Raw genomic sequence first — 25,934 nt, 5'->3', positions numbered from 1 at the left:
ACTTATGACAGAGGCGCCACTAACAGGACATATCAAAGACGGGGAAACCCTGGATCTCCGGGCTTATGAAGCCATTGGCGGTTACCAGGCGCTGCGCAAGGTAATGCAGGAAATGACGCCGCAGGAGGTCACCGCGCTGGTAAAAGAAAGCAACCTGCGGGGCAGGGGAGGCGCGGGTTTCAGCACCGGTATGAAATGGAGTTTTGTGCCCATGGATGGTAAAGGCCCTAAATACCTGATCTGTAATGCAGACGAAATGGAGCCCGGTACTTTTAAAGACCGCTGGCTGCTGGAAGGTAACCCCCACCAGTTGATAGAGGGCATGATCATCAGCGCCTATGCCATCCAGGCAGATATCTCCTTTGTATTCATGCGTTGGGCCTATAAAGAAGCAGCGGCCATTATGCGCAAGGCACTCAGCGAAGCTTATGCAGCCGGTTACTTAGGATCCAACATATTAGGCAAGGACTATCACCTGGAAATGCACCTGCACACCGGTGTAGGGCGTTACATGTGCGGAGAGGAAACCGCGCTGCTCAACTCCCTGGAAGGCAAGCGGGCCACGCCCCGCGCTAAACCGCCCTTTCCGCAGATCAGCGGTTTGTTTGGCCGCCCAACGATCGTAAACAATGTAGAGACCCTGTCTTTCATTCCGCATATCATGAATAAAGGCGTCGCCTGGTTCCAGTCGCTCAGCCGCACCGGCGATGGAGGTACCAAGATCTATGGTGTAAGCGGCCGGGTAAATAAACCCGGCGCATGGGAATTGCCCATGGGCGTTACCGTGCGCGAGCTGCTGGAAGAGTATGCCGGCGGTATGCAGAATGGTTACGGCTTCCGCGGCGCTTTGCCGGGAGGCGCTTCTACAGATTTCCTGACCACGGAGCACCTGGATGTGCCGATGGACTTCACCGCCATCGCCGCTGCCGGCAGCCGCCTGGGCACGGGCACCATGGTCGTGCTGGATGATCATACCTGCCCCGTGGGTTTTGTACATAACCTGGAACACTTCTTTGCCCAGGAATCCTGCGGCTTCTGCACGCCCTGCCGCGAGGGCCTGCCCTGGACAGAAAAGATCTTATATGCCCTGGAACAGGGCCATGGTACCACTGCCGACCTGGAGCAGCTGGACCTGCACACCCGCTGGTTAGGCCCCGGCAACACTTTCTGCGCACTGGCGCCGGGTGCTATGGAGCCTTTACAGAGCGCGCTTAAATATTTCCGGGAAGATTTTGAACGGCATGTTCACGAAAAAAAATGTCCTTATGGCAATCATTCACATTGATGGCAAGTCATACGATGTAAAAGAAGGCAGGAACCTGTTAGAGGCCTGCCTGTCGCTGGGGATTGACCTGCCCTACTTCTGCTGGCATCCGGCGTTGGGCTCTGTAGGGGCCTGCCGGCAATGCGCGGTAAAATCCTTTAAAGATGAAAAGGACACAAAAGGCAGGCTTATTATGTCCTGCATGGAGCCGGTAAAAGACCAGCTGCGCATCTCCGTTACCGACCAGGAAGCCAGCGCTTTCCGCGAGCAGGTGATAGGCTGGCTCATGACCAACCACCCGCATGACTGCGCCGTATGCGATGAGGGCGGCTCCTGCCACCTGCAGGATATGACGGTGATGACCGGCCATAGCTACCGCAACTATCACTTCACCAAACGTACTTATAAGAACCAATACCTGGGCCCTTTCCTCAACCATGAAATGAACCGCTGCATACAGTGTTACCGTTGCGTGCGTTTCTATAAAGACTTTGCCGGCGGTAAGGATATGGATGTTTTTGCCGCGCATAACCATGTATACTTTGGCCGGCACAAGGAGGGAACACTGGAAAGCGAATTCAGTGGCAACCTGGCAGAGATCTGTCCTACCGGCGTATTCACAGATAAGACCCTCAAACAGCATTATACCCGTAAATGGGATATGACCTATGCGCCCTCCATTTGCCAGGGCTGCTCATTAGGTTGTAATATCATTGCCGGCGAACGGTATGGTTCTCTCCGGCAGATCAGCACACGCTATAACGGCGCGGTAAATGGTTATTTCCTTTGCGACCGCGGGCGTTATGGCTATGAGTTTGTAAACAGCCCGCGCAGGATCCGGGAGATCGCCATCCGGAACAGCACACTCGCCACCATAACGGCGGATGACGCCCTGCGGCACCTTAAGGATAAACTAACGGGCGGCCGCGTGATCGGCATTGGCTCGCCACGCGCATCGCTCGAGTCCAATTTTGTGCTGCAACAATTGGTAGGGCAGGACCAGTTCTACCTGGGCATGACGCACACAGAACACGACCTGGCCACGCTGGCCCTGAAGATATTAAAGCAAGGCCCTGTGCGCACGCCTTCCATGCAGGAAGCCGCTGCGGCAGACGCCGTGCTGATACTGGGAGAAGACCTCCTGAACACAGCGCCCATGTTAGGCCTGGCCGTAAGGCAGGCCGTTCGCCGCCAACCCACGCAGGACGCTATGAATGCCGCCCACGTACTGGCCTGGCAGGATGCCGCCGTACGCGAAGCCATGCAGGACAGGAATGGCCCCTGTTTTATCCTGAACATACAACCTACCGGGCTGGATGAAATAGCAACCCGCGCCTATCATGCCGCCCCTGATAATATTGCGCGGATAGGTTTTGCCGTTGCCCAGGTGCTGGGCGCACCGGTAACGGTGATAACAGATCTTACGGAAGAGGAGCGGCAATTGGTACAGCAGATAGCAGACGCCCTGTCTGCCGCTGCCCGTCCGCTGATTATTGCCGGTTACGGCATGGGCAACGAAGCATCCCTGCGCGCCGCTGCGGATGTTAGCTGGGCATTACACGCCCAGGGCAAACCCGCTATGCTCAGCTTCACCATGCCGGAGTGTAATACGCTGGGCCTGGAAATGCTGGGCGGGCTTAGGTTAGACTCCGCCGTAGATGCGGTGCTGAATGGCGAAGTGGATACGGTGATCGTACTGGAAAATGACCTATACCGCCGTATGGATAAACACACCGCGGATCATTTCCTGAAACATTGTAAAGACCTGGTATTACTGGACCATCTGTATAACGCCACGGCAGAAAAAGCCACTGTGCTGCTGCCTGCCGGCAGTTTCGCAGAATCTGACGGTACATTGGTGAATAATGAAGGCAGGGCGCAACGTTTCTTCCAGGTATATGGCGCTACCGGCGCTATACAGGAAAGCTGGCGCTGGCTGTTACAACTGGGCGCCATTACCGGCAACGAAAGGCTGCGGCATATGCAGTTCCTGGACGATGTAACCGAGGCCATTGCCAAACGCCAGCCCGTTTTTGCAGGCATAGATCATTTAACGCCTCCGGCAGATTTCCGCATTGCCGGCCAGAAAATACCCCGCGAGCCACACCGTTACAGCGGCCGCACCGCTATGCAGGCCAATGTTAATGTAAGCGAGCCAAAACCGCCGGTGGATGATGATACCGCATTGTCCTTCACCATGGAAGGTTACCGGGGCGAACCGCCATCCTCCATGATCCCCTTTTTCTGGTGGCCGGGATGGAACTCCGTACAATCTATCAACAAATTCCAGGTAGAGATAGGCGGCTCGCTGCATGACGGCGACCCTGGCAAACGGCTGCTGGAGCCAAATGGCAACAGCAACGGCAATGGCCACATACCCTGGTTCACGGATGCGCCGGAGCATTTTGTACCGATGGCCGGCCACCTGCTGATGGTACCCGTTTATCATATCTATGGCTCAGAAGAGTTGAGCGTACATACGCCCGGTATAGCAGAGCGTTCGCCCGGGGCGCCTTATATCATGCTCAATCCGGACGATGCCAAACGTTACGAGGTAGCCGAACATCACCAGTTGCAGCTGGCAGTAAACGGGCACCCCTACACTTTCACCGTAAAGATAAACCCTGCCCTGCACCGCGGTATGGCCGGCGTGCCGGTAGGCTTGCAAGGAATAGGAATAGCAGAAGTACCAGAGCTGGGAAAACTATAACAATTGATCATTCGTAATTCGTAATTATATGAGCGCAGGACATCACTGGTTAGTCATTGGCGGCGTACTCTTTGTACTGCTGAATACCGCAGCCGGTTTAATATGGCTGGAGCGCCGTATGCTGGCGCTTTGGCAGGACCGTTACGGACCTAACAGGGCCGGGCCTTTTGGCATACTGGTAGTGCTGGCAGATACGCTCAAACTGTTCTTCAAAGAAGACTGGATACCGCCGTTTGCAGACAAAGTCGTGTTCGTATTTGCGCCGGCCGTAGTGGTGGCCAGCGTGCTGCTGAGTTTTACCGTGATCCCTTTTGCGCCTAATGTGCTGGTGGCAGATTTTAATGTAGGGCTGCTGTTTTTCCTGGCCATGTCTTCCATGGGCGTGTACAGTATTGTATTGGGCGGCTGGGCCTCCAACAATAAATATGCATTACTGGGCGCTATGCGCGGCGCTTCACAGATGATAAGTTATGAAGTATTTATGGGGCTGTCCGTAATGGGCGTGGTTATCCTGAGCGGGTCCTTTAACCTGCGTGAGATCGTAGAAGCGCAAAAAAGCGGCTGGTATATACTGCCACAAATTGTAGGCTTTTTTATTTTCCTGATTGCAGGCATTGCGGAAACACACCGCCTGCCATTTGATATACCAGAGGCGGAAAGCGAGCTGGTAGCGGGCTTCCACTCAGAGTACTCCGGTATGAAGTTCGGTATGTTCTTCATTGGCGAGTATATGGGCATTACGCTCATCTCCGCCATGGTGGTCACCCTTTATTTTGGCGGCTGGCTGGGCCCCGCATTCCTGCCCCCCGTGATCTGGTTTGTGCTCAAAACGTTTGCGTTTATTATGCTGTTCATCCTGCTAAGGGCCTCTATGCCCCGGCCGCGGTATGATCAGCTTATGGAATACGGATGGAAGATACTATTCCCGTTATCGCTGGTGAACCTGCTGATAACGGCTGCTATTAAACTAATGCTGTAACAATATAAAACTGATACTATGTTTAGTCTGTTGCGCAGTATGTGGCTGGTTTTTCTGCATATGTTCCACAAGCGGGAAACATACCAGTACCCGGAAGAGAAAGCGCCGTTGCCGGCCCGCTGGCGTGGGCGTATAGCGCTTACCCGTGATCCGGACGGAGGGGAGCGCTGCGTAGGCTGCTACCTCTGCGCCGCCGCCTGTCCCGTGGATTGTATTTCCTTACAGGCCACAGAAGACGAGCACGGACGGCGTTACCCGGAATTTTTCCGCATCAACTTCTCCCGTTGCATCTTTTGCGGTTTCTGTGAGGAGGCCTGTCCTACCTACGCCATACAACTGTTACCTGATTTTGAGATGGCAGAGTACAACCGCCAGAACCTGGTGTATGAAAAAGAGAACCTGCTCATCAACAGCCAGGGTAAATACCCCGGTTACAACTATTACAAGGTAGCCGGTATGGCCATTGGCGGTAAAGATAAAGGCGAGGCAGAACGGGAAGAGCCACCGGTAGATATAAAGAGCTTGTTGCCATAAACCCCGGCCGGCTACCGGTAATAAACGCCGGTATGCCGTCCGCTAATTGTAATTACCATGGGCGTAACCTTCTATATTGCTGCGGCTATTGCCGTACTGTCCACCATCATGGTGCTCACGCGCTTTAATATCATGCACGCGCTGTTATGGCTCGTGGTATCCCTCTTATCCGTGGCGGTGATCTTTTACCTGTATGGTGCGCCTTTTATGGCCTCGCTGGAGATCATCGTATATGCGGGGGCCATTATGGTGCTCATCATCTTTTTTGTGATGATGCTCAATCTGGGGCCGGAAATGTACCGGCAGGAAAAACAATGGCTAAAACCCAGCCTCTGGTTATTCCCCGCGGTGTTCTGCGTCATACTCCTAGGAGAGCTGGTATACCTCATAGCCCAGAACCGGACGCCGGCGACGGGTATCAAGGTAGTGGAGGCCAAAGCCGTTGGACTAAGCCTGTACGGTCCGTATCTGCTGGCCGTGGAGCTGAGCGCCATGCTGCTCATGGCCGGTATTGTGGGCGCTTATCATTTAGGCCGGCAAAAGAAAAAAACAGTACATCGTTTCCTTGAAAGCAACGTATCATGAATATACATCCAACAACGGCAGGTATGACGCTGGCAGGTATCCTGTTCACGCTGGGGCTTGTTAGTATGCTTATACGCCGTAACATGATCTTTATGCTGCTCTCCGTAGAAGTGATGCTCAATGCGGCGGGCCTGGCATTTATTGTGGCCTCCTCGCACTGGGGGCAGCCGGACGGGCAGGTGATGTTTATGTTCATCCTGGCCATGGCGGCGGCAGAAGTATCCGTAGGCCTGGCGCTTATCCTGCAGCTGTATCACCAGCTGAAAACACTGGATAGCGATGCGGCCAGCAGAATGACCGGGTAACAGCGCCCGCAGTGTTTACTGAAAAGAACATCCACACCTTTCATCTCAAACTGTAATCTATGCTTTGGCTCATACCGGCATTGCCTTTTTTCTCCGCTCTCATCTTAATTGTGGGCGGGCGCTCCCTCAGCAAGGCGGCCGTTTCCGTGATTGCCTGCGGCAGTATGGGGCTGGCGGCTGCCATTACCCTGGTACTTGGCTGGCAGTTCCTGCAGGGCGGCGAAAACGCAGTAGCCCAGCATCTCTGGAGCTGGATCCAATCCGGCGGTTTTAACGCGGGCATCGACCTGCGGCTGGATGCGCTCTCGCTGGCCTTTGTATTTGTGATCACCTTTGTAGGTTTCCTCATCCACGTATATTCTACCGGCTATATGGCGGAAGATGCGGATTTCAGCCGCTTCTTTGCCTGTATGAACCTGTTTGTAGGCGCTATGCTCATGCTGGTGCTGGCAGATAACCTGTTGCTCCTGTACTTTGGATGGGAAGGCGTAGGGCTTTGCAGCTACCTGCTTATCGGCTTCTGGTATAAAGACCCCGCCAATGGTTATGCCGCCCGCAAAGCATTTATTGTAACGCGCGTGGGCGATACCGCCATGGCCATTGCCCTGTTTATGCTGTTCCAGCATACCGGCAGCCTGCAGATCCAAACTATACTGTCAGGCGCCCCGGAATTATGGTCTACCGGTAATGAGACCGTAGTACTGATCGCCTTCCTGTTATTGGGCGGCGCCGTAGGCAAATCTGCCCAGCTGCCGCTGCAAACCTGGTTACCAGACGCCATGGCTGGTCCCACGCCCGTAAGCGCCCTTATTCATGCGGCTACCATGGTAACAGCGGGCGTATACCTGATTGCCCGCACGCATGTGCTCTTTGCACTGGCGCCTACCGCGCAAACGGCCGTAGCCATTGTAGGCGCTATTACCTTATTACTGGCTGGCTGCAGCGCGCTGGTACAAACAGATATAAAACGGGTGCTGGCTTACTCCACCATCAGCCAGATAGGCTATATGTTCCTGGCATTGGGCGTAGGCGCATGGTCTGCGGCCATCTTCCATTTTGTAACACATGCTTTCTTTAAAGCTTTATTGTTCATGGGCGCGGGCGCGGTCATAGTTGCCATGCACCATGAACAGGATATGTTTAAAATGGGCGGGCTGCGTAAGCAGCTACCCGCCGTATTCTGGGTATTTCTTATTGGGTCTGCCTCTTTATCTGCTATTCCATTTATTACATCCGGCTTTTACAGCAAAGACCAGATCGTATGGCTGGCCTGGTCATCCGCGCAGGGGCACAGCGCCTATTGGGTCATTGCTATCGCGGGCGCTTTCCTCACAGCCATGTATACCTTCCGCATGGTGTTCCTCACTTTTTATGGTGAGCCACGCGGCCATCATCACCCCCATACGCCCGGCAACAGTATGATGATACCCCTGTATATACTGGCAGCCTGCAGCACCCTGGCCGGGTTCGTGGAGCTGCCGCATACCATGGGACATTTTACTTTATTCAGCGATTTCCTGCAACCTGTATTGCCGGCCGTGCACCTGGTGCAGGAATCTGCTGCGCTGGAATGGACCTCCCAATTGCTGGCAGCCGGCCTCACTTTCCTGGGCATTTATATTGCCTGGGTATGGGTCATAAAAAAGCCGGATGGCATGCTGCGCTTTTCGCAAATGCCTTTTATGCAATGGCTGCGGGCATATTGGTTTACCGGCTGGGCCTTTGACGCCGCGTATAATGAACTCTTCGTACACCCGTTTGTGCGCACCGCGCGTATGAACCGCAAAGATATCGTTGACCGTATCTATACCACCCTGGCGCGTATCATGCAATGGTGCCATGATATGCTGGCCCGCACGCAAAGCGGCCTGCTGCGCTGGTATATCATGGGCGTGGTGATAGGGGCGGTGCTGATACTGAGTGTGCTCATATGGCGGGTATATGTATGATGAACTATAAAATATACCAAAATGGTCTTGTTATATATCATACTCATCCCTATGCTCGGCGCTTTGCTTTCCTGGCTATTAGCAGCCAGGAAAGCGGCGCTGGGGCGTTGGGTAGCGCTGCTAAGCCTGTTGGCGGGCCTGGTGCTGGTAACCGGTATCTGGATCACGCATGCCGGCAACGAAGGTAGCTTTAACCAATGGCTGTATAACTGGCAGCAACCCTGGATCCCGCATTTTGGCATTAGCCTGCACCTGGCCATGGACGGCCTGAGCCTGGTAATGCTGGCGCTCACTTTTTTCCTGGGCGCACTCTCCGTACTGGTATCCTGGAAAGAGATCAAATTCCGGACAGGCTTCTTTCATTTTAACCTCCTGTTCGTAATAGCCGGTATTGCCGGCGTATTCCTTACGATGGACCTGTTCCTGTTTTACTTCTTCTGGGAAGTGATGCTTATACCCATGTATTTCCTTATAGGTATCTGGGGCCATGAGCGGCGGGAGTATGCGGCCTATAAATTCTTCCTCTTTACGCAGGCAGGCGGGCTGCTCATGCTGCTGGCCATACTGGGCCTGTACTTTGTGCATGGCGCCAATACCGGCGTTTATACCTTCGATTATTTTGCCCTGCTCAATACTCCTATGGAGCGCGCGTTGGCGCAATGGCTCATGCTGGGTTTCCTGGTAGCCTTTGTGGTAAAACTGCCGGCCGTTCCTTTCCATACCTGGCTGCCGGATGCGCATACAGAAGCGCCCACGGCTGGCAGCGTAGTGCTGGCAGGCCTGCTCCTGAAAACAGGGGCGTATGGTATCCTGCGTTTTGTGCTGCCCCTGTTCCCGGAAGCCGCCCACGATTTTGCGCCCTGGGCTATGTTGCTGGGCGTGGCGGGTATCCTTTACGGCGGACAGCTGGCTTATTCCCAACCCGATCTGAAACGCCTTATTGCCTATACCAGCGTTAGCCATATGGGCTTTGTGCTGCTGGGCGCCTTTGCCTTTAACGAAGTAGCCTACCAGGGCGTAGTAATGCAGATGATCACACACGGCATCAGCACCGGCGCATTATTTATGCTGGCAGGCGTATTATATGAGCGCATCCATACCCGCGAACTGGGGCGTATGGGCGGGCTCTGGCCTACCTTGCCGGCCATGGGCACGGTGACTATGGTATTTGTAATGGCCTCGCTGGGGCTACCTGGGTTGGGCAATTTCATCGCAGAATTCCTGATCCTGCTGGGCAGCTGGCAGGCCAACAAGGTAATGACCATACTGGCCACCGTAGGCCTGGTGGTGGCTACCATCTACTCCCTGCGTATTATGCAGCGGGTATTCTTTGGCCATACGGAAAGGCAGTACGCGTTGCCAGACCTGCGCCCGCGCGAGTGGGCCATGCTGCTGCCATTGGTAGCCGTGATCTTATGGCTGGGCATATACCCTTCACCCGTACTAAAAACTGTTACGAATGACCAGTTACGCATGTCCAACGAGGCAAACAATCAAAAGCCCATGCGTACAGATTCGTCATTCGTAATGAGGACCAGCATAACGACTGATTCTTTGATAATTCCTAATTGATGTCTTATGACTTTTGATGATCTGCTCGCCCTTGGGCCATTGATCAATATCTGCGGCGCCGCCGTACTGTGTATGCTGCTGGTCGCCATCTGGCGTAATCACCGGCTGATATATTTTGTTACGCTGGTGGCCTTTGCGCTGGCCTTAATGTCAGTAGTGCCTATTGCTCAACTGTTACCGCATACCGTACCGCCACTGGTGGTGGTAGATATGTTTGCCCTATTTAATAGTGGTGCTATTGTTGGCTCAGGGCTCATCATCGTGCTGTTATCCTACAACTATTTCGAAGAACGCGAAGAGCGCAAGGAAGAATATTACCTGCTCTTATTGCTGGCTACCGCTGGCGCACTGGTGCTGGTGATTAGCCGGCATTTTATGTCCCTGTTCCTGGGCCTGGAAATGCTTAGCATCAGCCTTTATGGATTGATCGCTTACCTGCGCGCACGTCCCCGCTCTGATGAGGCAGGCCTTAAATACCTGATCCTGGCCGCGCTCTCCTCTGCTTTCCTGCTGTTTGGGATGGCGCTGGTATATGGCTTTACCGGGCATATGGATTTTCCAGGCATCGGCAATTATCTAAAGCAGATCGGTACGCTGCCGCTACCCGTGATCGCCGGTTTTGGGTTGATGTTGATCGGCATCGGCTTTAAGCTGGGTATTGTGCCTTTTCATATGTGGGCGCCGGATATTTACGAGGGCGCGCCTTTACCGGTAGCGGCCTTTGTGGCTACCATCTCCAAAGGCGGGGTACTGGTAGTGCTTATCCGCCTTTACCAGGATATTCATGGCCGCGATTATACCATGTTATGGTGGATCTTAGCCATTACGGCCATTGCCTCCATGTTTGTAGGTAACTGGTTGGCCCTTACCCAGCAGAATATAAAACGTATGCTGGCCTATTCCTCTATTGCGCACCTGGGCTACCTGCTGGTGGCATTCCTGTCCGGCGCGCAAACGGGGCTGGAGGCCATTGCTTTTTACCTGGTAGCTTATTTTCCCACCAGCATAGGCGCTTTTGGCGTATTGATCGTCATGAGCAGTAGTGTGCAGGACGCGGAAACGGTAGAGGATTACCGGGGTCTTTTCTGGCGTTACCCCTGGGTGGCGCTGGCATTTACCGTCATGCTGCTTTCCCTGGCCGGTATACCGCTTACAGCGGGTTTCATCGGCAAGTTCTATATTGTTATGGCAGGGGTGGATGGGCAGCGCTGGTTCCTGTTGCTTATGCTGGTCATCAATAGCGTGATAGGCCTGTACTACTACATCCGCATCGTAGCCATGATGTTCCGCACCACGGACACCTCAGAGCGGGTCTTTATCCGCCCCTCATTGCCGCTGGCCGGTAATGTAACCCTGGGTTTGTTAGTCGTGATGCTGGTAGGCCTGGGTGTGTATCCCACGGCCATGATGCATATTATACAGCAGATGATGACGCTGATAAAATGATCTGCGTTTTACCGCAGTTTCTTCGTCAGCAGCGCCACCGGCAAACCTATCATCACAATAATGATGGCCATGCCCAGCAGCGAAGGCCCCAGCTGTAAAGGGCGCGTGGCGCAGTTGGAGAGCGGTAATACCAGCAGGTTCATGATGCTCCATACTACAATGCCAAATACTATTCCGCTTATAACAGGATGTCTTTGCAGAAAAGGCAGGTACGGATATACCAGGTAGTACGCAGTGGTGAACGTAAGCGCTATCAGGTAATGGAATAATAACCCGGCAAGGCCCATAGCCAGCCCGCCGGTAAAGGCCTGCCGGCCATAAACGCCGCTGGCCACGCTCTGCAATAACTGCAGCGCCGTGACCTTATCCAGTATAAATGCGTATACCGTAATGGCGGCTGTGATGTCTAAAGTACCGGCTACCAGGCCGGTACGGAGGATAGTACTTGCGGCAGATGCTGCAGATGATGGCATGTTGGTTGTTTTAAGAGCATGGTTCCCGTTTATACGATGTATGTATAGTTGTAACCTTTTTAGCGGAAGGAGTGGAATTATACATGCTATATACAATCCAAATATAGCGGGCTATTTATCATGACGGCCGGTTATTCAACGAAGGAGGCCCAACAGCATACAGAAGCGCCAGAAAAACCAGTAACCTGGCGTTTAGGGGGCGATAAACGCTCTTCATACATTGTAAATAGTCAATGATAGCTGTTACTCCAGTCCCCGCATCACCAGCTCTTTATAACTGCGCCCAATGGGTATAGGTTTGCCACAGATCTCCACATCCGTAGCAGTAAAAGCTTCGATCTTATCCTTCGCAACAATAAAAGAACGGTGCACCCGCAGGAAATTATTCCGGGCCAGCAGTTCTTCTATCTGCCCCAGCTGGAACTTGGTAAGGATATGTTTATCCTTTGTTACGATACGGATATATTCCTTCAGGCTTTCGATATACAAGATCTCATCCAGGTATACCTTCACCATCTTTTTGCTCACGTTAAAGAACAGGTGCATCCTTTCTGTAGCAGCGGGCCCGCTTTGTATGATAGTAGCCGGGGCGGCGGGTTTCTTCAGTTTATTCACCGCCATCAGGAAACGGCTGAATTCAATAGGTTTCAGCAGGTAGTCCACCACATTCAGCTCATAGCCCTGCAGCGCATACTCCTGGTAGGCAGAGGTAATGATCACCTGGGGCGGTTCTTTCAGGGCTTTTACAAAGTCCATCCCCTTTAGCTTGGGCAGGTGTATATCCAGGAAAATAAGGTCTATCTTTTCCTTCTGCAGCATTTCCATGGCATAGATCGCGTCCGCACATACGCCCTGCAGGTGCAGGAAAGGCACCTGGTGTATATAATCGCTCAGCACTTCTGCCGCCAGCGGCTCGTCTTCCACGATGATGCAGCTATATTTTTGCATGACTGTCCAGGTTTATGGTAAGGTGTACTTTAAAACGCCCGTTCTGATCCTGCACATCCAGCCGGTATTCTTTATACATCAGTTCCAGCTGCCGTCTTACATTGCCAAGTCCTATGTTATCCGTAATGGGCTGGGTATCTCCGTTCTCCTTGGTATTTTCTATATGGAAGCTCAGTTGGCCTTCCTGTAATTTAATATCAATATAGATAAAAGCATCCAGACGCGATTCGCTCACGCCATGTTTAAAGGCGTTCTCCACAAAAGGCAGCAATAACAGCGGCGCCACGGGATAAGCGCCATTGTCTATCTCTTTCTGGAAGGTGATGGTCAGCCTTTCGTTATAGCGGATCTTTTCCAGCTCCAGGTAATCATCCAGCATTTTTATCTCCTCTGCTACAGGTATAAAAGGTTTACCGGTTTCATACAGCATAAAGCGCAGCAGTTTGGAGAGTTTCATCACGATCTCCGCCGTATGGTCTGATTTCTTGCGGGCCAGCACATAGATATTGTTAAGCGTATTAAACAGGAAATGCGGGTTGGTTTGATTACGCAGGAATTTCAATTCTGTTTCCAGCTTTTCTTTTACCAGGTTCTTTTCCCGTTCCTTGCCGGCCAGCTGGATCCTTAACAGGTGCAGGGTAACCGCGGTGCCGCTTACAAAGCCTATATCCATTAAGGCTAGCAGCAGGCTGCTGGGGGATAACATGGAGCGGTGCGTTAACAGGCCATGGTACACCTCCGGGTAAACATAATAATGGAACACGGCCCGGTACACAACGATAATAACCGCCAGCACCAGCACTACCTTAGTGATCTCCTGCCAGAGGCGGTTGTTTTCCCCCTTCAGTACCCTATCCACAGATACAAACAGCAAAAAATAGATAAACAGCATTTTGGGGATGCCTACCGCTATGGCGGCCTGCAGGGCCATCACAAAGCGCGCGCCCTCTGCCAGCGCAGGCGGCAGGGCGGGGCCTACCCACAGGAATTCCAGCAGGGCGTCCTGCAGCAGGTATAATACCCAAAACAAAATGTGCAGCAATAACCGGTTCATGCGATCCAAAAATCGTAAAAAACGCGGTTATTCCTGCACAAACGGATGAACGGCCAGAATCGACGGATGAAAAACAGCTTTTAATGTGCAGATGTGCACATTAATTTTCGCTCAGTTTTGCCATTGCCTCCATCAGCATCACACCGCTAAGCTGGGTGGTCATATCTGTGGTGGTAACAGGCGCTTTCCAGTTGGGGCCAAAGAAGATCTGCGGGCGCGATGTACCCTGCAGCCACAGCGTTTCCGCATTCTGCTGCAGGAAGCTCATAAACCGCGTTTTATCCGTGCTGTTTAGATCGCCATCGGTGATCAGCAGCAACAGGTAGCGCACGAGTATACCTTTAAACAGGCCGCCATCGCCACCGCCTTCATCCTTGACCAGGTTGCTTTGGGTAAAATCGCCTCCCAGGGCATTATTGGCCGTTTTTAAGGCGTCATTGATATAGGAGGTCTCGCCGGTAAGTTTATACAGCTCTACGCCAGCGCCTATAAATACGCCCTGGTTATAAGTGAATTTCCAGTCTTTATTCACCGTGCCGCTGCCATCCTGGTTAATACCATCCCATACCAGCCCGGAGGCGGGATCTACCAGCGTGGCCTTTTCCCATTCATAGATCTTTTTAGCCCACTCCAGGTCCGCCGGGTCCCGGCTAACCTGGTACATACGTGCGGCAATGATACAGGCGGGCGCATTAGCCGGCGTGTTCTTATACTTTTTGGATTTATCCTTATTCCAGTGAATACCACCGCCCCAGATATCGTCCCAGCCGCCTTTGATATCATTCCACAGTTCCTGCGCTACCGTTTTATAACGGGCGTCGCCGGTGGCTTCATAGGCCCGCAGGCAGGCCAGCGTCATCCACTCCATATCATCATAGAAATGGTTGATATAGGTGTTGCCGTTTTTTACCTTCATGCCGTCCAGCAGGTCGTTCATGCGGGTGCGGATAGCTTCGTCATTCTTACGGATATACGCGTCCGTAAGCACGTCCAGCGCATGGGCATTGGGCCAGTAATTAAAGGTGACGTCACCGGCATTGTTCTTATTAAAGTACTTACCGCCGCTGTTATAGAAGCTGCCGCCAAGCGCAGCCTGCGCAGAGTCTGCAATGCCCGGCCAGTTAAACTGGTAGGCGCCTTTGCCGGCGCCCGGCCCGGGGCCATCATCTACCGGCTCTTTCAGGCAGGAAGTGCAGGCAATGGATAACAGCAGTAGCAATGATAGGAATGAACGCATATTTTATAAGCTTTAAGCTGTTTTATAACACTATTACTTCATGTGTGTATGCCTTATCCGCCTGGAAATACACTTTCACATCGCAGGCTTTGGTATCCACTTCTGTCTGGAACTTATAGCAATAATTCCATTGATCATTATTCGCAATGGGCCATAGCTCCCAGAAAGTAAGCGGCGTAGCGCTGGTAGGCCGGGAGTTATCGGCATTGGAGCTGCCCACCCATTCTTCGCCGGCGTTGCCATCAGCATCCTTTACATTCATACGGAACTTATAACGCTCATCACGGCCCCACGATTCCTGTTTAAAGGTGATCACCTGGTTGGTGGCCGTGAACATACCATTACCTGCATAGCTCAGGTCAAACATGATCTTGTTATCCGGCGCAAACCATAATCCCATACCAGTGATCTCTGTAGCGGTGGCGTTGGTATTATTAAAGTCCAGGCGCAGGCGGTATACTTTAGTGCCCGTGTGGGTAGATTCGCCGCCTTCTTTCAGCACGGTGCCGGCTACAGAATAAGTAGCAGGCGTGCCGCTGTTACGGTCTGTGAACTGGTATTTACCGTCTTTCAAAGAAGTGTATACTTCAAATACCCCATTGGAAATGCTCTTTAACCGGATGGCTTTGGAAAGGTCTGTACCTGCTTCAGTGGCTTCGCCGGTCAGGTATACATCCACCGGTATCTCTGCAAAGCCGTTGGGCCTTTCAACTTCCACGATACGGTCCTCGCTGGCCTTTTGGATATTATACCCTTTGGCCGCCAGCACCGTCCATTTCAGCTTACCGGTGCCAAGGGCGGGTATGCCTGCGCTGCCGGCAATACCGTTCAGGGATTTATGCGAAAGGGACAGATGGTTCTGTACGCCGCCGCCATCAGCCGTGAATTTGGCAATAGGGTTAGAGAAATCGCCATCCGCTTTGTCAAAAGCTACTTCATATAACACCAGGGAGCCATCTTCCGCACGGGCCTGGTCCCATTCAAAGGTCACGCTGGCGCTGGTAGCAGGCTGCAGCTTCACAAATTTGTTATTAACCGGGGCAGTGAGCCTGGCTACGGGCTGCAGGTTGGTGTTGATCTTATAATCGTCCTTTTTACAGCCGCCCAGCACAACAGCCAGCAGCAGAGGCAGTATAGAAACTATGTTGATGATACGTTTATTCATATACGGGAGTTTATGCGTGTGATAATATTACCAACCCTGGTTCTGTCCCAGGTTTTTGTTCTGGTCACTTTCAAAAGTGGGCACGGGCCACAGGTAGTGTTTAGGATTGGTGAAGGTGCGGTTCTCAACGATGATATAACCGTTGGGATCTTTATTAAAAGCGCCGGAGCTTACCCGGATGCCTCTTACGGGGCGGGTCAGCACCTGGTCCGCTATCTTCCAGCGGCGCACATCATAGATCCGCAGTCCTTCAAAGGCCAGTTCTGCCCTTCTTTCCCGGCGGATGATAGTGCGCAGCAGCGCCTGGCCCCAGCCGGCATTAAATTCCGTAGCACCGGCGTCCGTGAACTTGGCGCGTATACGCAGGGCGCGGATGGTCTGGTTCCAGGTAGCGGCGTCCATTTGCCCCAATTCGTTCTTTGCCTCCGCATACATCAGCAACACATCAGCATAACGGATCATGATCAGGTTCAGGCCGGATTGATAATTGGTGGCCGTACGGTCATAATATTTATAGAAATAATAACCGGTAGGGGAGGCGCCCTGGTCATCCACGCTATTGGTAGCGGGGTTGGAGCCGGGTTGTGTAAGGATGGTCTGCACCGTACCGTTAAAATCCGTTACCGTAGATCCATGGTGCAGAATGGTGGCTTCAAAACGGGGATCGCGGTTCTGGTAAGGATTGTTCTCATCATAACCGGATCCTGCTTCGCGTATGCCTTTACCGTTTAGCATTACATAATCATCCACCAGGTCTTGTGTGGGCACCAGTACGCTACGCAGCTGGGCGATCGTTTGCGGCATAAAGGAGCGTTGTTTGTCATTGGTTTTGCCGCCGCCGTATTGCAGGTCCAGGATCACCTCGCGGTTGTACTCGTTGGCCACGGTAAATATGCTGGCATAATCCCCCATCAGCTCATAGCTGCCGTTGGTGGTATTGTTGATCAGCAGGGCGCAGTCGTCTGCGGCGGCCTGCCACTCGCTATTATACAGGTGTATACGGGCAGAGAGGGCGATGGCGGCGCCACGGGTAATGCGGCCTTTGTCTTTATCTGCATACTGGCCATCCCCGCCGCTGTAGTTGTTCACCGGCAGGTCGTTACGGATAGCCGTCAGCTCGCTGAAGATGAACTGCATCACCTCGCTCTTACCGGTACGGCTAATGCTGCGGGATTCTTCAATAGGCAGCACACTGGTAAAAAATGGTACATCGCCATACCAGTTGGTGAGCTGAAAATAAGCGTAGGCACGCAGGAAACGGGCTTCTGCCGTAATACGGCGTTTCAGTGCCTCGTCCATGGCCGGTACTTTGTCTATGTTGTCTGTAAGCAGGTTACAGCGCCGGATGGTAGTAAAATAATAGCCCCAGGTATCTGTTACCCGGCCATTGGAAGGATCGTAGCCGCCATTGGCCACGGCAGTAACATTCAGGAAACCGGTGCCGCTTACATAGGCGTTATCGCTCAGGCCCTCATCGCCAAAATAATAATCGTCTTTAGAAAAGTGCTCGTAGCACGAGGTCAGCGCATCCAGCGCATCCTGGGCATCCCGCCAGTAGGCGGTTTCCGTAAACTCGCGCGTAATGGGCTGGTCCAGCTTACGACAGGCGAGCAGCGAAACGGAGCATGTTATTATCAAAAGTAGTTTTTTCATTCGTGTTGCTTTTTACATCAGTACATCAGAACTTCAGATCCAGCCCAAACGCGAACGTAGCGGCGTTGGGATAGTTACGGCCCGCGATCGGGTTATAATTGGAAAAGTTCAGCTTATCATCAAACTGCGTAAACTCCGGATCCATGCCCAGCTCGCGGAAGCGGGAAGGCATAATGGTGATCAGGTTCAGACTGGTAAAGTAGATCCGCGCGCTGCCCATATGCACCCTGTCAGTAACGGAGTGTGGCAGCGTATATCCTACCTGCAGGTTCTTTAAACGCAGGTATTTGGTATCAAACATCCAGTAATCGGAGTAGGCAAAATTGTTAGCGTCTGCCGTGCCAATGGTCAGCCGCGGGTAGCTGGCCCCGGGATTGGTGGGCGTCCAGCGGTCCAGGTGCTGTACAAAAGCATGGTCTTCGTTATTATGGAAAGCTTCTACGATATCGCCGCGCAGGAACTGGGAGCGTTTGCCCACGCCCTGCCAGAACATGTTCAGGTCAAAACCTTTCCAGGCAACACTGTAGTTAAAGCCGAATGTATAACGGGGGAAAGGATTGCCAAAGATGAAGCGGTCATCCGCATTGATAGTGCCATCGCCATTCCGGTCTATATACCGGATATCGCCGGGCATTACCTGCTGGTTATACGCAAAAGGCACTTTAGGCGCTTGTTTAATATCGTCCAGGTTCTGATACAGCCCATCAGACTTATAGCCAAAATAAGAGGCAATGGGGAAACCCTCGCGGATAATATACGAGAAGTCAGAGCCGCGGATGGATTCCTGTCCAAACTTCACCACTTTATTCAGGTTATCTGACACGTTAAAGTTAAAGGAGTGGGCCACCGGGCCGGTATTGGCGCGGTAAGTAACAGACAGCTCCCAGCCTTTATTGTTTACTACACCAACATTCTCCAGTGGCGATTTTTCCTGGTCTGTGGTAACGCCGGCGGTGCCGGGTACTGTCTGGAACAGGTAAATGCCGCTAGTGTTCTTATTAAAATAATCGAAGGAAACGGACAGCTTGCCCTTAAAGAAATCAGCGTCTACACCGTAGTTGGTCATCTCTGATATTTCCCACTGCAACAGATCGTTATAGGTGGAGAAGATGCTGCCCGGCACCGGCGTATTGTTAAAGGTATAGGCGCCCTGGTTAATGTATACCCTGGCCAGGTAGTTAAACCCGCCAATATTGGAGTTGCCCACCTGTCCCCAGGAGAAGCGGAACTTCACATTGCCGATGTGCTGTTTTACATAATCCATAAACGCCTCGTCAGTAATACGCCAGCCCAGTGAGAAGGCGGGGAAGAACTGCCAGCGGTGGCCCGGGGCCAGCTTGGATGAGCCGTCATAACGCCAGGTGAACTCCGCCAGGTACTTATCATTATATACATAGTTAACGCGGCCAAAAAGAGAGTTCAGCGCATACAGGTTGGGGTTTACGATATCATTGTAATCGCTGATCTTTCCGTAGTCAAAAGAGCCATCCGGCTTAGGGCGGTAGCCCCCGCCAATGGTCCAGTCATTATCCAGGTTGGTGGTGCCGATACGGTTTGCCCGGAAACCATAACCTTCATTAATAGCATCGCTGCGGGCGCCTACCTGCGCCTTTACATAATGCATCCCAAAAGTATTCTCATACTCCGCAGTAGCATACACGTTCGTATTCAGGTCTTTGAACTCCTGTTGCCGTATCTCATCAAACTGGGGCGGATTGGCGGTAGTATAATAAGGCGCATAAGAGAAGCGGTTAGTCCGCTGCGTTTCGTTATTGATATTATATACGCCGGAGGCATTGAAATTAAACCGGAGATGATCTGTGGGGGTGATCGTTATATCCAGCCCGCCCAGCAGGTTGTCAAATTCATTCAGCTTATAACCGCCTTCTGACAGCTGCGCGAATACGCTGTTACTGGTAAGCGCCGGTACTACCCAGTTGCCCAGGCTGTCCTTTACGGGATAGATACGCGGTACGCGCATGGCATCGCGCATCAGGATGCCCATATCAAAAGGATGTGTGCGCGTAAAGGATTTGGTATAAGCCACATTGGCCGCCACCTTTACATACTTGCTTACATCCACCGCTACATTGGCGCGGGCGTTATAACGTTTGTAATAAAACTTTTGGTCGGAGGCGAGCCAGGAGTTCTGCAGCATATTACCCTGGTCTACATATCCCAGGGACAGCAGGTAACTGCTGCTTTTGCCGCCGCCGGTAAGGCTCAGGCTATGGTTCTGCTGCGGCGTATACCGGCGTACCAGCTCCCGCAGCATACCCTTTTCAGAGCCGCGGTTATGCCAGTCCTGTATATCTTCTGAGCTGAACTGCGGCGTTTTGCCGGAGTTTACCAGCGCTTCGTTCTTCAGCGTCATGTATTCCCAGGCCTCTACCTGCCGGGGCAGGGTAGTGGGCATCTGCCAGCCGTACAGGCCATTGTATTGTACGCTGGGTTTATCGTCTTTTTTGCCCCTTTTAGTGGTAATATAGATCACGCCATTGGCGGCCTGTGATCCGTATATGGCGGAAGAAGCGGCGTCTTTCAGTACAGAAATGCTTTCCACATCATAAGGGTTCAGGTTCTGCAAACCGGTGCTGCCTGCCTGTACCCCATCTATGATCACCAGGGGCGCGTTGCCCGTTAAGCTGCCCACCCCGCGTATATTCAGGTTCAGGGCGGCGCCTGGCTCCGCCGTATTCTGCTGGATGGTAAGGTTGGGGGCCAGCCCCTGTAAGGCCTGGAACATGTTGGCGCTGGGCCGGCTGGTAATATCCTTGGTAGCTACGGTGCTGATAGCGGCCGTTACCTGCGTTTTCTTTTGCGTGCTATAGGCCGTTACTACGATCTCGCCCAGGTCTTTGGCATCCGGCCGTAATACCACAGTAAGATTAGTACGGCTGTTGATCCCCACTTCTGCCGTTACGAAGCCAACGGACGAGCAAACCAAGGTACCATTGGCTTGCCCACTGGGGATCTTTAACGTAAAAAAACCGCTGGCGTCCGTTGTGGTGCCGGTATTGGTGTCCTTCAGGCGCACATTCACCCCTGGAATGCCTTCGCCCTTATCATCCATTACGCGGCCGTTTACCGTTACCTGTTCCTGTTGGCGAAAGGCGGCTGCGGGCTCGTTTCCCTGGCGCAGGATGATCTTGTTGTTGATCAGCTCATAACTTACATTCAGCGGCGAAAGCAGCATGGGCAGCACTTCTGACAGCTGTTTGTCTTTCACGTCCAGCGTAATGCGCTGCGCCGTTTTGATCATATCATTAGAGTATACAAACACAAAAGGCGTTTGCTTCTCTATCTTTTCCAGCACCTGGTCCAGGTATTCGTCTTTTACCTGCAGGCTAATGCGGTTGTCCAGCGGTTTGCCGGGCGTATTATCCCGTTGCTGCGTTGTACGGGGCGGCGGCATGCCGTAAGCATAGGCCACCTGGGCCCTCAGGTCCAGCATATTCAACAACGCCATACAGGTAAGCAGTGCAACGCACCACGAACGGAATGCCGGCGGGAGAAACGCTAGTATAGGTTTAACTCTCATAGCGTGGATTTGTTTATAAATGAATATTTGGTTGACTATATGGTAAAACAGTATCTGCCTATTCGCTGATCAGTAATGTGCTGTCTGTGATCTCATAACGGAATGCCCTGGACCTGGCCAGGTAGTACATAATATCCTGCAGGGAGTTATGCTGGAATGAGCCGGTAAGGCGGTAATGCCGCGGCGCATCCGTTTTAAACGCCACCTTTTTTCCAAAGCTGCGCTCCAGCTCTGCGGCAATACTTTCCAGGCTGGCGTTCTTAAAGATCAGGCGGCCCTCTGTCCATGCCTTATCATCTTCCGCAGCAGTTGTTTCCTTTACAAGCTGCCCGGTGCTTTGTGTATAGCTTACTTTCACATCCGGCATAATGAGGATGGTATCCTGTTGTTGCCGGTTATCTGTATACCGTGGTATAAAAGCCACTTTGCCTGTAGTAACAGAGGTTTGCACCGGCTCATTCTCATACGCCCGTATATTAAAAGAGGTACCCAACACCTTAATAGTGCCTTTACGGAGGTGAATGATAAAAGGCCTGGCGGCATCTGTGGCAACATCAAAAAAAGCTTCACCTTCCAGGTATACTTCCCGTTGTGCAGCGGCGCTGCTGAACACTTCCGGGTAAGTGAGCCGGCTATCTGCATTCAGCCAGATCTTACTGCCATCTGTTAATTCAATAATGGCCTTGGTGGCCTTACCGTTCTGGCGGTTCAGCCAGGAGGCGGTATCTGTTTTAACTGCGGCGGCCAGCGGCGCGGCAGGCCGGGGTTGTTTCATTACCCGGGTAATAATTACAAATGCCAGCACAGCGGCAGCTACGGTTGCTACGGCATACAGGCTGCGGCGCAGGGCAGTACGCGGCTTAGACGCTGGCGCTTCCGATGTTTCCTGTTGCGGCTGCTGCAGGCGCTGTAAAGTGCGCTGTAAGGCCTGTTCTGTATTAGCCGTAACATGGTGATGGGATTCCGTATAGTATTTCTGGAGGATAACAGCACGCTCCCGTAACTCCGGGTTGGCTTGCAACAGGGTTTCCAGTTCCTGCAGTTCCTGCGCGCTGGCTTCGCCTGCAAGTTTCCTGGTGATGAGTGTAACAAATAGATCTTCATGCATCATAAGGGGAGGCAGATTGTACAAGAAGGACAGGTAGTAAGGACAGAATTACTTACAAGGGGAAAGATTTTTTTTCGCCTTCTTTATTACCAGGCAGGTAAGGGCCTATGGCTTCATTAAGGCGGCGCATGGCGCGGAACAGCTGTGTTTCTACAGTACGGGGGGATATATTCAGGATCTGTGCTACTTCTTTATAACGGAAACCTTCTTCCTTGATCAGCTTAAAGACCTTGCGGCACTGGTCCGGCAAACGGTCTACCTCCTGGTCCATTTTAAACAGCACCTCTTTCCATTCCATGGCCCGCTCAGGGTCTACGGCATTGGTAAGCTGGGAAATCCCCGTATCGGTAAGCGGGGTAATACGCAGGGAGGAATATTGCTCCAGGTAATTAAGGGAGTGGTTCTTGATGGCTACAAACAGGTATACTTCCAGGTTATTGATCGTTTCCAGGCTCTCGCGGCGGTTCCACACCTTTACAAATACGTCTGATACGATCTCCTCCGCCGCCTCGTGCACCTGTACATATTGTATGCAGAAGCGCAGTAACCGGTCATAAAAATGGCGGAACAGCGCGGAAAAGGCCTGTTCGTCCCCATAACGTGCAATCTGATGCTGCAGCTCTTTAATATTCACATTGTCCATACGCCGGCACGGTGTATTTACAATATAGACAGGAATTATGGGAAAACTACTTACAAGCCGCGAAAAAAAAATGTGCAGATGTGCAGATGGATTGAGGCGGAGCCAACCGGACTGGTCATCATCTGCACAACCGCACATCAGTTCCCGGCCCGTTGCAGCTCATCAGAACTGCCCGTTTTCCTTTCACGCGCGCCTTTGATATTGTTGTTGCCAAAGCGGTAGCTGATGGAAAGGGTATAGGTAGTATAATTCCAGGTATTCTGTATCCGGGTATCTACGTTTTCATATTTAGCCGTTCCAAAGAACTGGCTGCCCCGGCGGATGATATTGGTAACATTACCCTTTATCGTCAGGTTCTTATTAAGCAGCGATTTTTGCAGGCCCAGGCTCACATCATACTGCGCCCGGCCGCGGAAAATGCCTTCTATAAAAGGAGAGTAGTAGTAACCGCCCAGTTCCGCCTTCCAGTCCCGCGGCATGGTAAAGGTATTGGTGGTGTTAAAATAGTATTCCACCCGGCTGTTCACCACGTTAATGTTCTGCGCCATCAGCGCATACTTGTTATAATACAGGTTCAGCGTAGTGCTGGTATTCCACCACTTGGTAACGTCAAAGGGCAGGGTTACCACCAGGCTGTAGTTCTGCCGGTTATTATAGTTCACGTTGGTGCTAAGGGTGATCTTGGTGCTGTCATTCTGTTCCAGGTATTCGTTGATCACATCGCGGGTATAGCTATAACCCAGGGTGACAATGAACTTCTGCTTAAAGGTATAGGACAGCTCCGTGTTATCTGTATACTCCGGTTTCAGGTAAGGGTTACCATGAAAATAGGTATACTTATCCAGGAAGAACAGGAAGGGGTTGAGCCCGTTATACCCCGGCCGGTCTATACGGCGGGAGTAGGAGACGCCCAGTTTATGATCATCATTGAATTTATAGTCAGTGGCCACACTGGGAAAGAAATCCAGGTAAGAGCGTTTGATAGTGCTTTGCAGGCTCACGGAATTACCCTCTGAAATGGTCTTTTCCAGGCGCAGGCCGGCAGATATATCCCATTTCTTTACCTGTAGTTTATAAGTGGCATAGGCGGCCAGTATATTCTCTTTATAGATAAAACGGTCGCTCTGGGAAGGGGCTGGTACAAAGTCTTTCCCCTTCAGGGAATCGTATTGCAGGCGGTTATCTGTTTCCACAAAGCTGGCCTTTAGACCGGCTTCTAATTTGGACGCTTTATTAATGGGCAGCACCAGGTCTGTTTTGGCGCTTTTGATGGTCACTTCCGTATTACCCAGGTTGCGGATGCCATGGGGATCTCGCACTTTGCCCAGGTGGAAGTCCTGCAGGCTATCGGCCAGGTTCAGCTTACGGTTATTGTTAAAGCGGGCATAGTCCGCATCCACGCTGATCTCAGTGCCAACGGTATCCAGCTGGCCCTTATAGTTTACGTTCAGGGCTATGTTATTGAAACGGTTATCGTTTTGGGTAAGGGTATGCACCACAGAGTCTATCTGACCGGCCTGGTTGCCAATATCTGTAGCGCTGAAAATGCTGTTGCGGAAAGCATTGTTATAGCCGTTCACCAACACGCCAACGGTATGCTGCTTACTAAGGAAATAATCCATGCCCACTTTATAGGTATTGTTCAGGAACTGGTTGCGCTGCCAGATATCCTGGTGGAACAGCATTTTTTCTGATTCAATATTCCGCCACAGCTCGCGCAGGGTAAAGAACTGACGGTTACCGTAGTTGTAGTTGCCAAACAGGTTAAACTGGGTAGTGCGCCAGTTAAAATTACCGCCTGCATTGTAAATAGGATACCTGGCCTGGCTCATGCTGGCGTTTACAGAGCCATTGATGCCTGTAAGCTGCCCTTTTTTTGTTTTTATGTTGATGATACCGCTGTTACCGGCGGCATCGTATTTAGCGCTGGGCGAAGTGATGATCTCTATCTGCGACACGGTTTCTGCCGGGGTGCTTTTCAGCAGGTTGGCCAGCTGGTCTCCGGAAAGATAGGTGAGCTTGCCATCTATCATCACGGTTACGCCCTGGTTGCCTTTTACCAGCACATTATCATCCTTATCAACAGTAACGCCGGGGGCTTTGCGCAGCATGTCAAGCACGTTGCTGCCGGCGGCGGTTACGCTGCTTTCTACATTGAGCACAGTTTTACCGGCGCTGCGCTCAATAAATGGTTTTTGGGCGGTCACATTCACCGCCTGCAGGTCTTTGGCCTGTGTGGTCAATTGTATGGGCGGAAGGGAGATCGTTTTATGCGTGGCGTCTATGGTGAAGGCGGCGCTTTTTACCGGCGCATAACCCATCTGGTTCACCAATACGTAATAACGGCCGTCCGGTACGTTCTCTATAGTGGCATTACCTTGTTCATCCGTCAGCTCCCCTTTTACCAGGGTGCTGTCTTTTGCCTTGTGCACCAGCACATTGGCAAAGGCAAGGGGTTTGTTGCCCTGTTCAGTTACTTTCAGGGTTACTTTTCCCTGGCGTGTTTGCGCATGCAATACCTGGGAAAGGAATAAGAAAAACAAAGTGGTTAATATACTTCTGTTCATAAAGGCGCGTGTTAATAGTATCCATTATCCATTCCAGCGGCCCGTTGGGGCGCGTTAGCCATTTGGTGGATCCGGAGGGTTACCCGAGTTTAGATTTTTAGATTAGATGATTGAATTTAGATAACGACGGTTTAATAATGCTTACAGTTTAGATCTTACGCATGGCATTTGTGCATGCGTGCTGACGCTTTGATTGCATGA

Annotated in this window: 19 protein-coding genes; 9 read left to right on the top strand and 10 right to left on the bottom strand. The window is 52.1% G+C overall.

Going from position 1 to position 25,934, the window contains the following annotated elements; all coding sequences use genetic code 11:
• Positions 1-4: 4 nt before the first annotated feature.
• From nuoF to F0L74_RS11270, 9 genes are read left to right on the top strand one after another with little or no spacing between them, the layout of a single operon-like run.
• On the top strand, positions 5-1,285 hold the full coding sequence (gene nuoF / locus F0L74_RS11305; RefSeq protein WP_149837969.1) for an NADH-quinone oxidoreductase subunit NuoF: 1,281 nt from the start codon (positions 5-7) through the stop codon (positions 1,283-1,285).
• On the top strand, positions 1,266-3,974 hold the full coding sequence (nuoG, locus tag F0L74_RS11300; RefSeq protein WP_149837968.1) for an NADH-quinone oxidoreductase subunit NuoG: 2,709 nt from the start codon (positions 1,266-1,268) through the stop codon (positions 3,972-3,974). Before nuoF ends, nuoG begins: the two co-directional genes overlap by 20 nt.
• 28 nt (positions 3,975-4,002) lie before the next feature.
• Complete coding sequence (nuoH, locus tag F0L74_RS33260) at positions 4,003-4,953, top strand: NADH-quinone oxidoreductase subunit NuoH (RefSeq protein WP_188315963.1); 951 nt, start codon at positions 4,003-4,005, stop codon at positions 4,951-4,953.
• 18 nt (positions 4,954-4,971) lie between these two features.
• Positions 4,972-5,487 carry an NADH-quinone oxidoreductase subunit NuoI gene (gene nuoI / locus F0L74_RS33255; protein WP_188315962.1) on the top strand — a complete coding sequence of 172 codons (516 nt, stop codon included), beginning with the start codon at positions 4,972-4,974 and terminating at the stop codon, positions 5,485-5,487.
• Between the two features lie 57 nt (positions 5,488-5,544).
• Positions 5,545-6,072 (top strand): NADH-quinone oxidoreductase subunit J, encoded by a 528-nt coding sequence (gene nuoJ / locus F0L74_RS11290; RefSeq protein ID WP_149837967.1) that lies wholly within the window; start codon positions 5,545-5,547, stop codon positions 6,070-6,072.
• Positions 6,069-6,377, top strand: a complete 309-nt coding sequence (gene nuoK, locus F0L74_RS11285; protein WP_149837966.1) for an NADH-quinone oxidoreductase subunit NuoK — start codon at positions 6,069-6,071, stop codon at positions 6,375-6,377. The genes nuoJ and nuoK overlap by 4 nt, the downstream gene beginning before the upstream one ends.
• 59 nt (positions 6,378-6,436) lie before the next feature.
• Positions 6,437-8,326, top strand: coding sequence for an NADH-quinone oxidoreductase subunit L (nuoL, locus tag F0L74_RS11280; RefSeq protein ID WP_246197682.1), 1,890 nt, complete (start codon positions 6,437-6,439; stop codon positions 8,324-8,326).
• A gap of 21 nt (positions 8,327-8,347) precedes the next feature.
• The gene (gene nuoM, locus F0L74_RS11275; RefSeq protein ID WP_149837965.1) at positions 8,348-9,898 is read left to right on the top strand and encodes an NADH-quinone oxidoreductase subunit M; all 1,551 of its coding nucleotides are present in this window, start codon (positions 8,348-8,350) and stop codon (positions 9,896-9,898) included.
• A 6-nt stretch (positions 9,899-9,904) separates the two neighbouring features.
• The gene (locus F0L74_RS11270) at positions 9,905-11,344 is read left to right on the top strand and encodes an NADH-quinone oxidoreductase subunit N (protein ID WP_149837964.1); all 1,440 of its coding nucleotides are present in this window, start codon (positions 9,905-9,907) and stop codon (positions 11,342-11,344) included.
• A gap of 8 nt (positions 11,345-11,352) precedes the next feature.
• Here F0L74_RS11270 and F0L74_RS11265 read toward each other — a convergent pair whose 3' ends face one another.
• The 10 genes from F0L74_RS11265 to F0L74_RS11220 form a co-directional block, all read right to left on the bottom strand.
• Positions 11,353-11,817, bottom strand: coding sequence for a DUF1440 domain-containing protein (locus F0L74_RS11265; RefSeq protein WP_149837963.1), 465 nt, complete (start codon positions 11,815-11,817; stop codon positions 11,353-11,355).
• Between the two features lie 243 nt (positions 11,818-12,060).
• Positions 12,061-12,765: a LytR/AlgR family response regulator transcription factor gene (locus F0L74_RS11260; protein ID WP_149837962.1), complete on the bottom strand. Its 705-nt coding sequence runs from the start codon at positions 12,763-12,765 to the stop codon at positions 12,061-12,063.
• On the bottom strand, positions 12,752-13,819 hold the full coding sequence (locus F0L74_RS11255; protein WP_149837961.1) for a sensor histidine kinase: 1,068 nt from the start codon (positions 13,817-13,819) through the stop codon (positions 12,752-12,754). Before F0L74_RS11255 ends, F0L74_RS11260 begins: the two co-directional genes overlap by 14 nt.
• Before the next feature lie 100 nt (positions 13,820-13,919).
• The gene (locus F0L74_RS11250) at positions 13,920-15,056 is read right to left on the bottom strand and encodes a glycoside hydrolase family 76 protein (RefSeq protein WP_149837960.1); all 1,137 of its coding nucleotides are present in this window, start codon (positions 15,054-15,056) and stop codon (positions 13,920-13,922) included.
• A 22-nt stretch (positions 15,057-15,078) separates the two neighbouring features.
• On the bottom strand, positions 15,079-16,221 hold the full coding sequence (locus F0L74_RS11245; RefSeq protein WP_149837959.1) for a SusE domain-containing protein: 1,143 nt from the start codon (positions 16,219-16,221) through the stop codon (positions 15,079-15,081).
• A gap of 27 nt (positions 16,222-16,248) precedes the next feature.
• A complete protein-coding gene (locus F0L74_RS11240; protein ID WP_149837958.1) occupies positions 16,249-17,874 on the bottom strand; it encodes a RagB/SusD family nutrient uptake outer membrane protein in 1,626 nt (541 codons plus the stop codon).
• 25 nt (positions 17,875-17,899) lie between these two features.
• Complete coding sequence (locus tag F0L74_RS11235; protein ID WP_149837957.1) at positions 17,900-21,415, bottom strand: TonB-dependent receptor; 3,516 nt, start codon at positions 21,413-21,415, stop codon at positions 17,900-17,902.
• A 58-nt stretch (positions 21,416-21,473) separates the two neighbouring features.
• Entirely contained in the window at positions 21,474-22,526 is a 1,053-nt protein-coding gene (locus tag F0L74_RS11230) for a FecR family protein (RefSeq protein ID WP_149837956.1), read from the bottom strand.
• Between the two features lie 49 nt (positions 22,527-22,575).
• Positions 22,576-23,166, bottom strand: a complete 591-nt coding sequence (locus F0L74_RS11225; protein ID WP_188315961.1) for an RNA polymerase sigma-70 factor — start codon at positions 23,164-23,166, stop codon at positions 22,576-22,578.
• A gap of 137 nt (positions 23,167-23,303) precedes the next feature.
• The gene (locus tag F0L74_RS11220; protein ID WP_149837954.1) at positions 23,304-25,733 is read right to left on the bottom strand and encodes a TonB-dependent receptor domain-containing protein; all 2,430 of its coding nucleotides are present in this window, start codon (positions 25,731-25,733) and stop codon (positions 23,304-23,306) included.
• Between the last annotated feature and the right edge of the window lie 201 nt (positions 25,734-25,934).

The sequence above is a fragment of the Chitinophaga agrisoli genome, from assembly GCF_008386695.1.
GTDB classification, from domain to species: domain Bacteria; phylum Bacteroidota; class Bacteroidia; order Chitinophagales; family Chitinophagaceae; genus Chitinophaga; species Chitinophaga agrisoli.
Note: the sequence above shows the minus strand (reverse complement) of the source record. Positions and strands in the feature narration are given on the sequence as shown.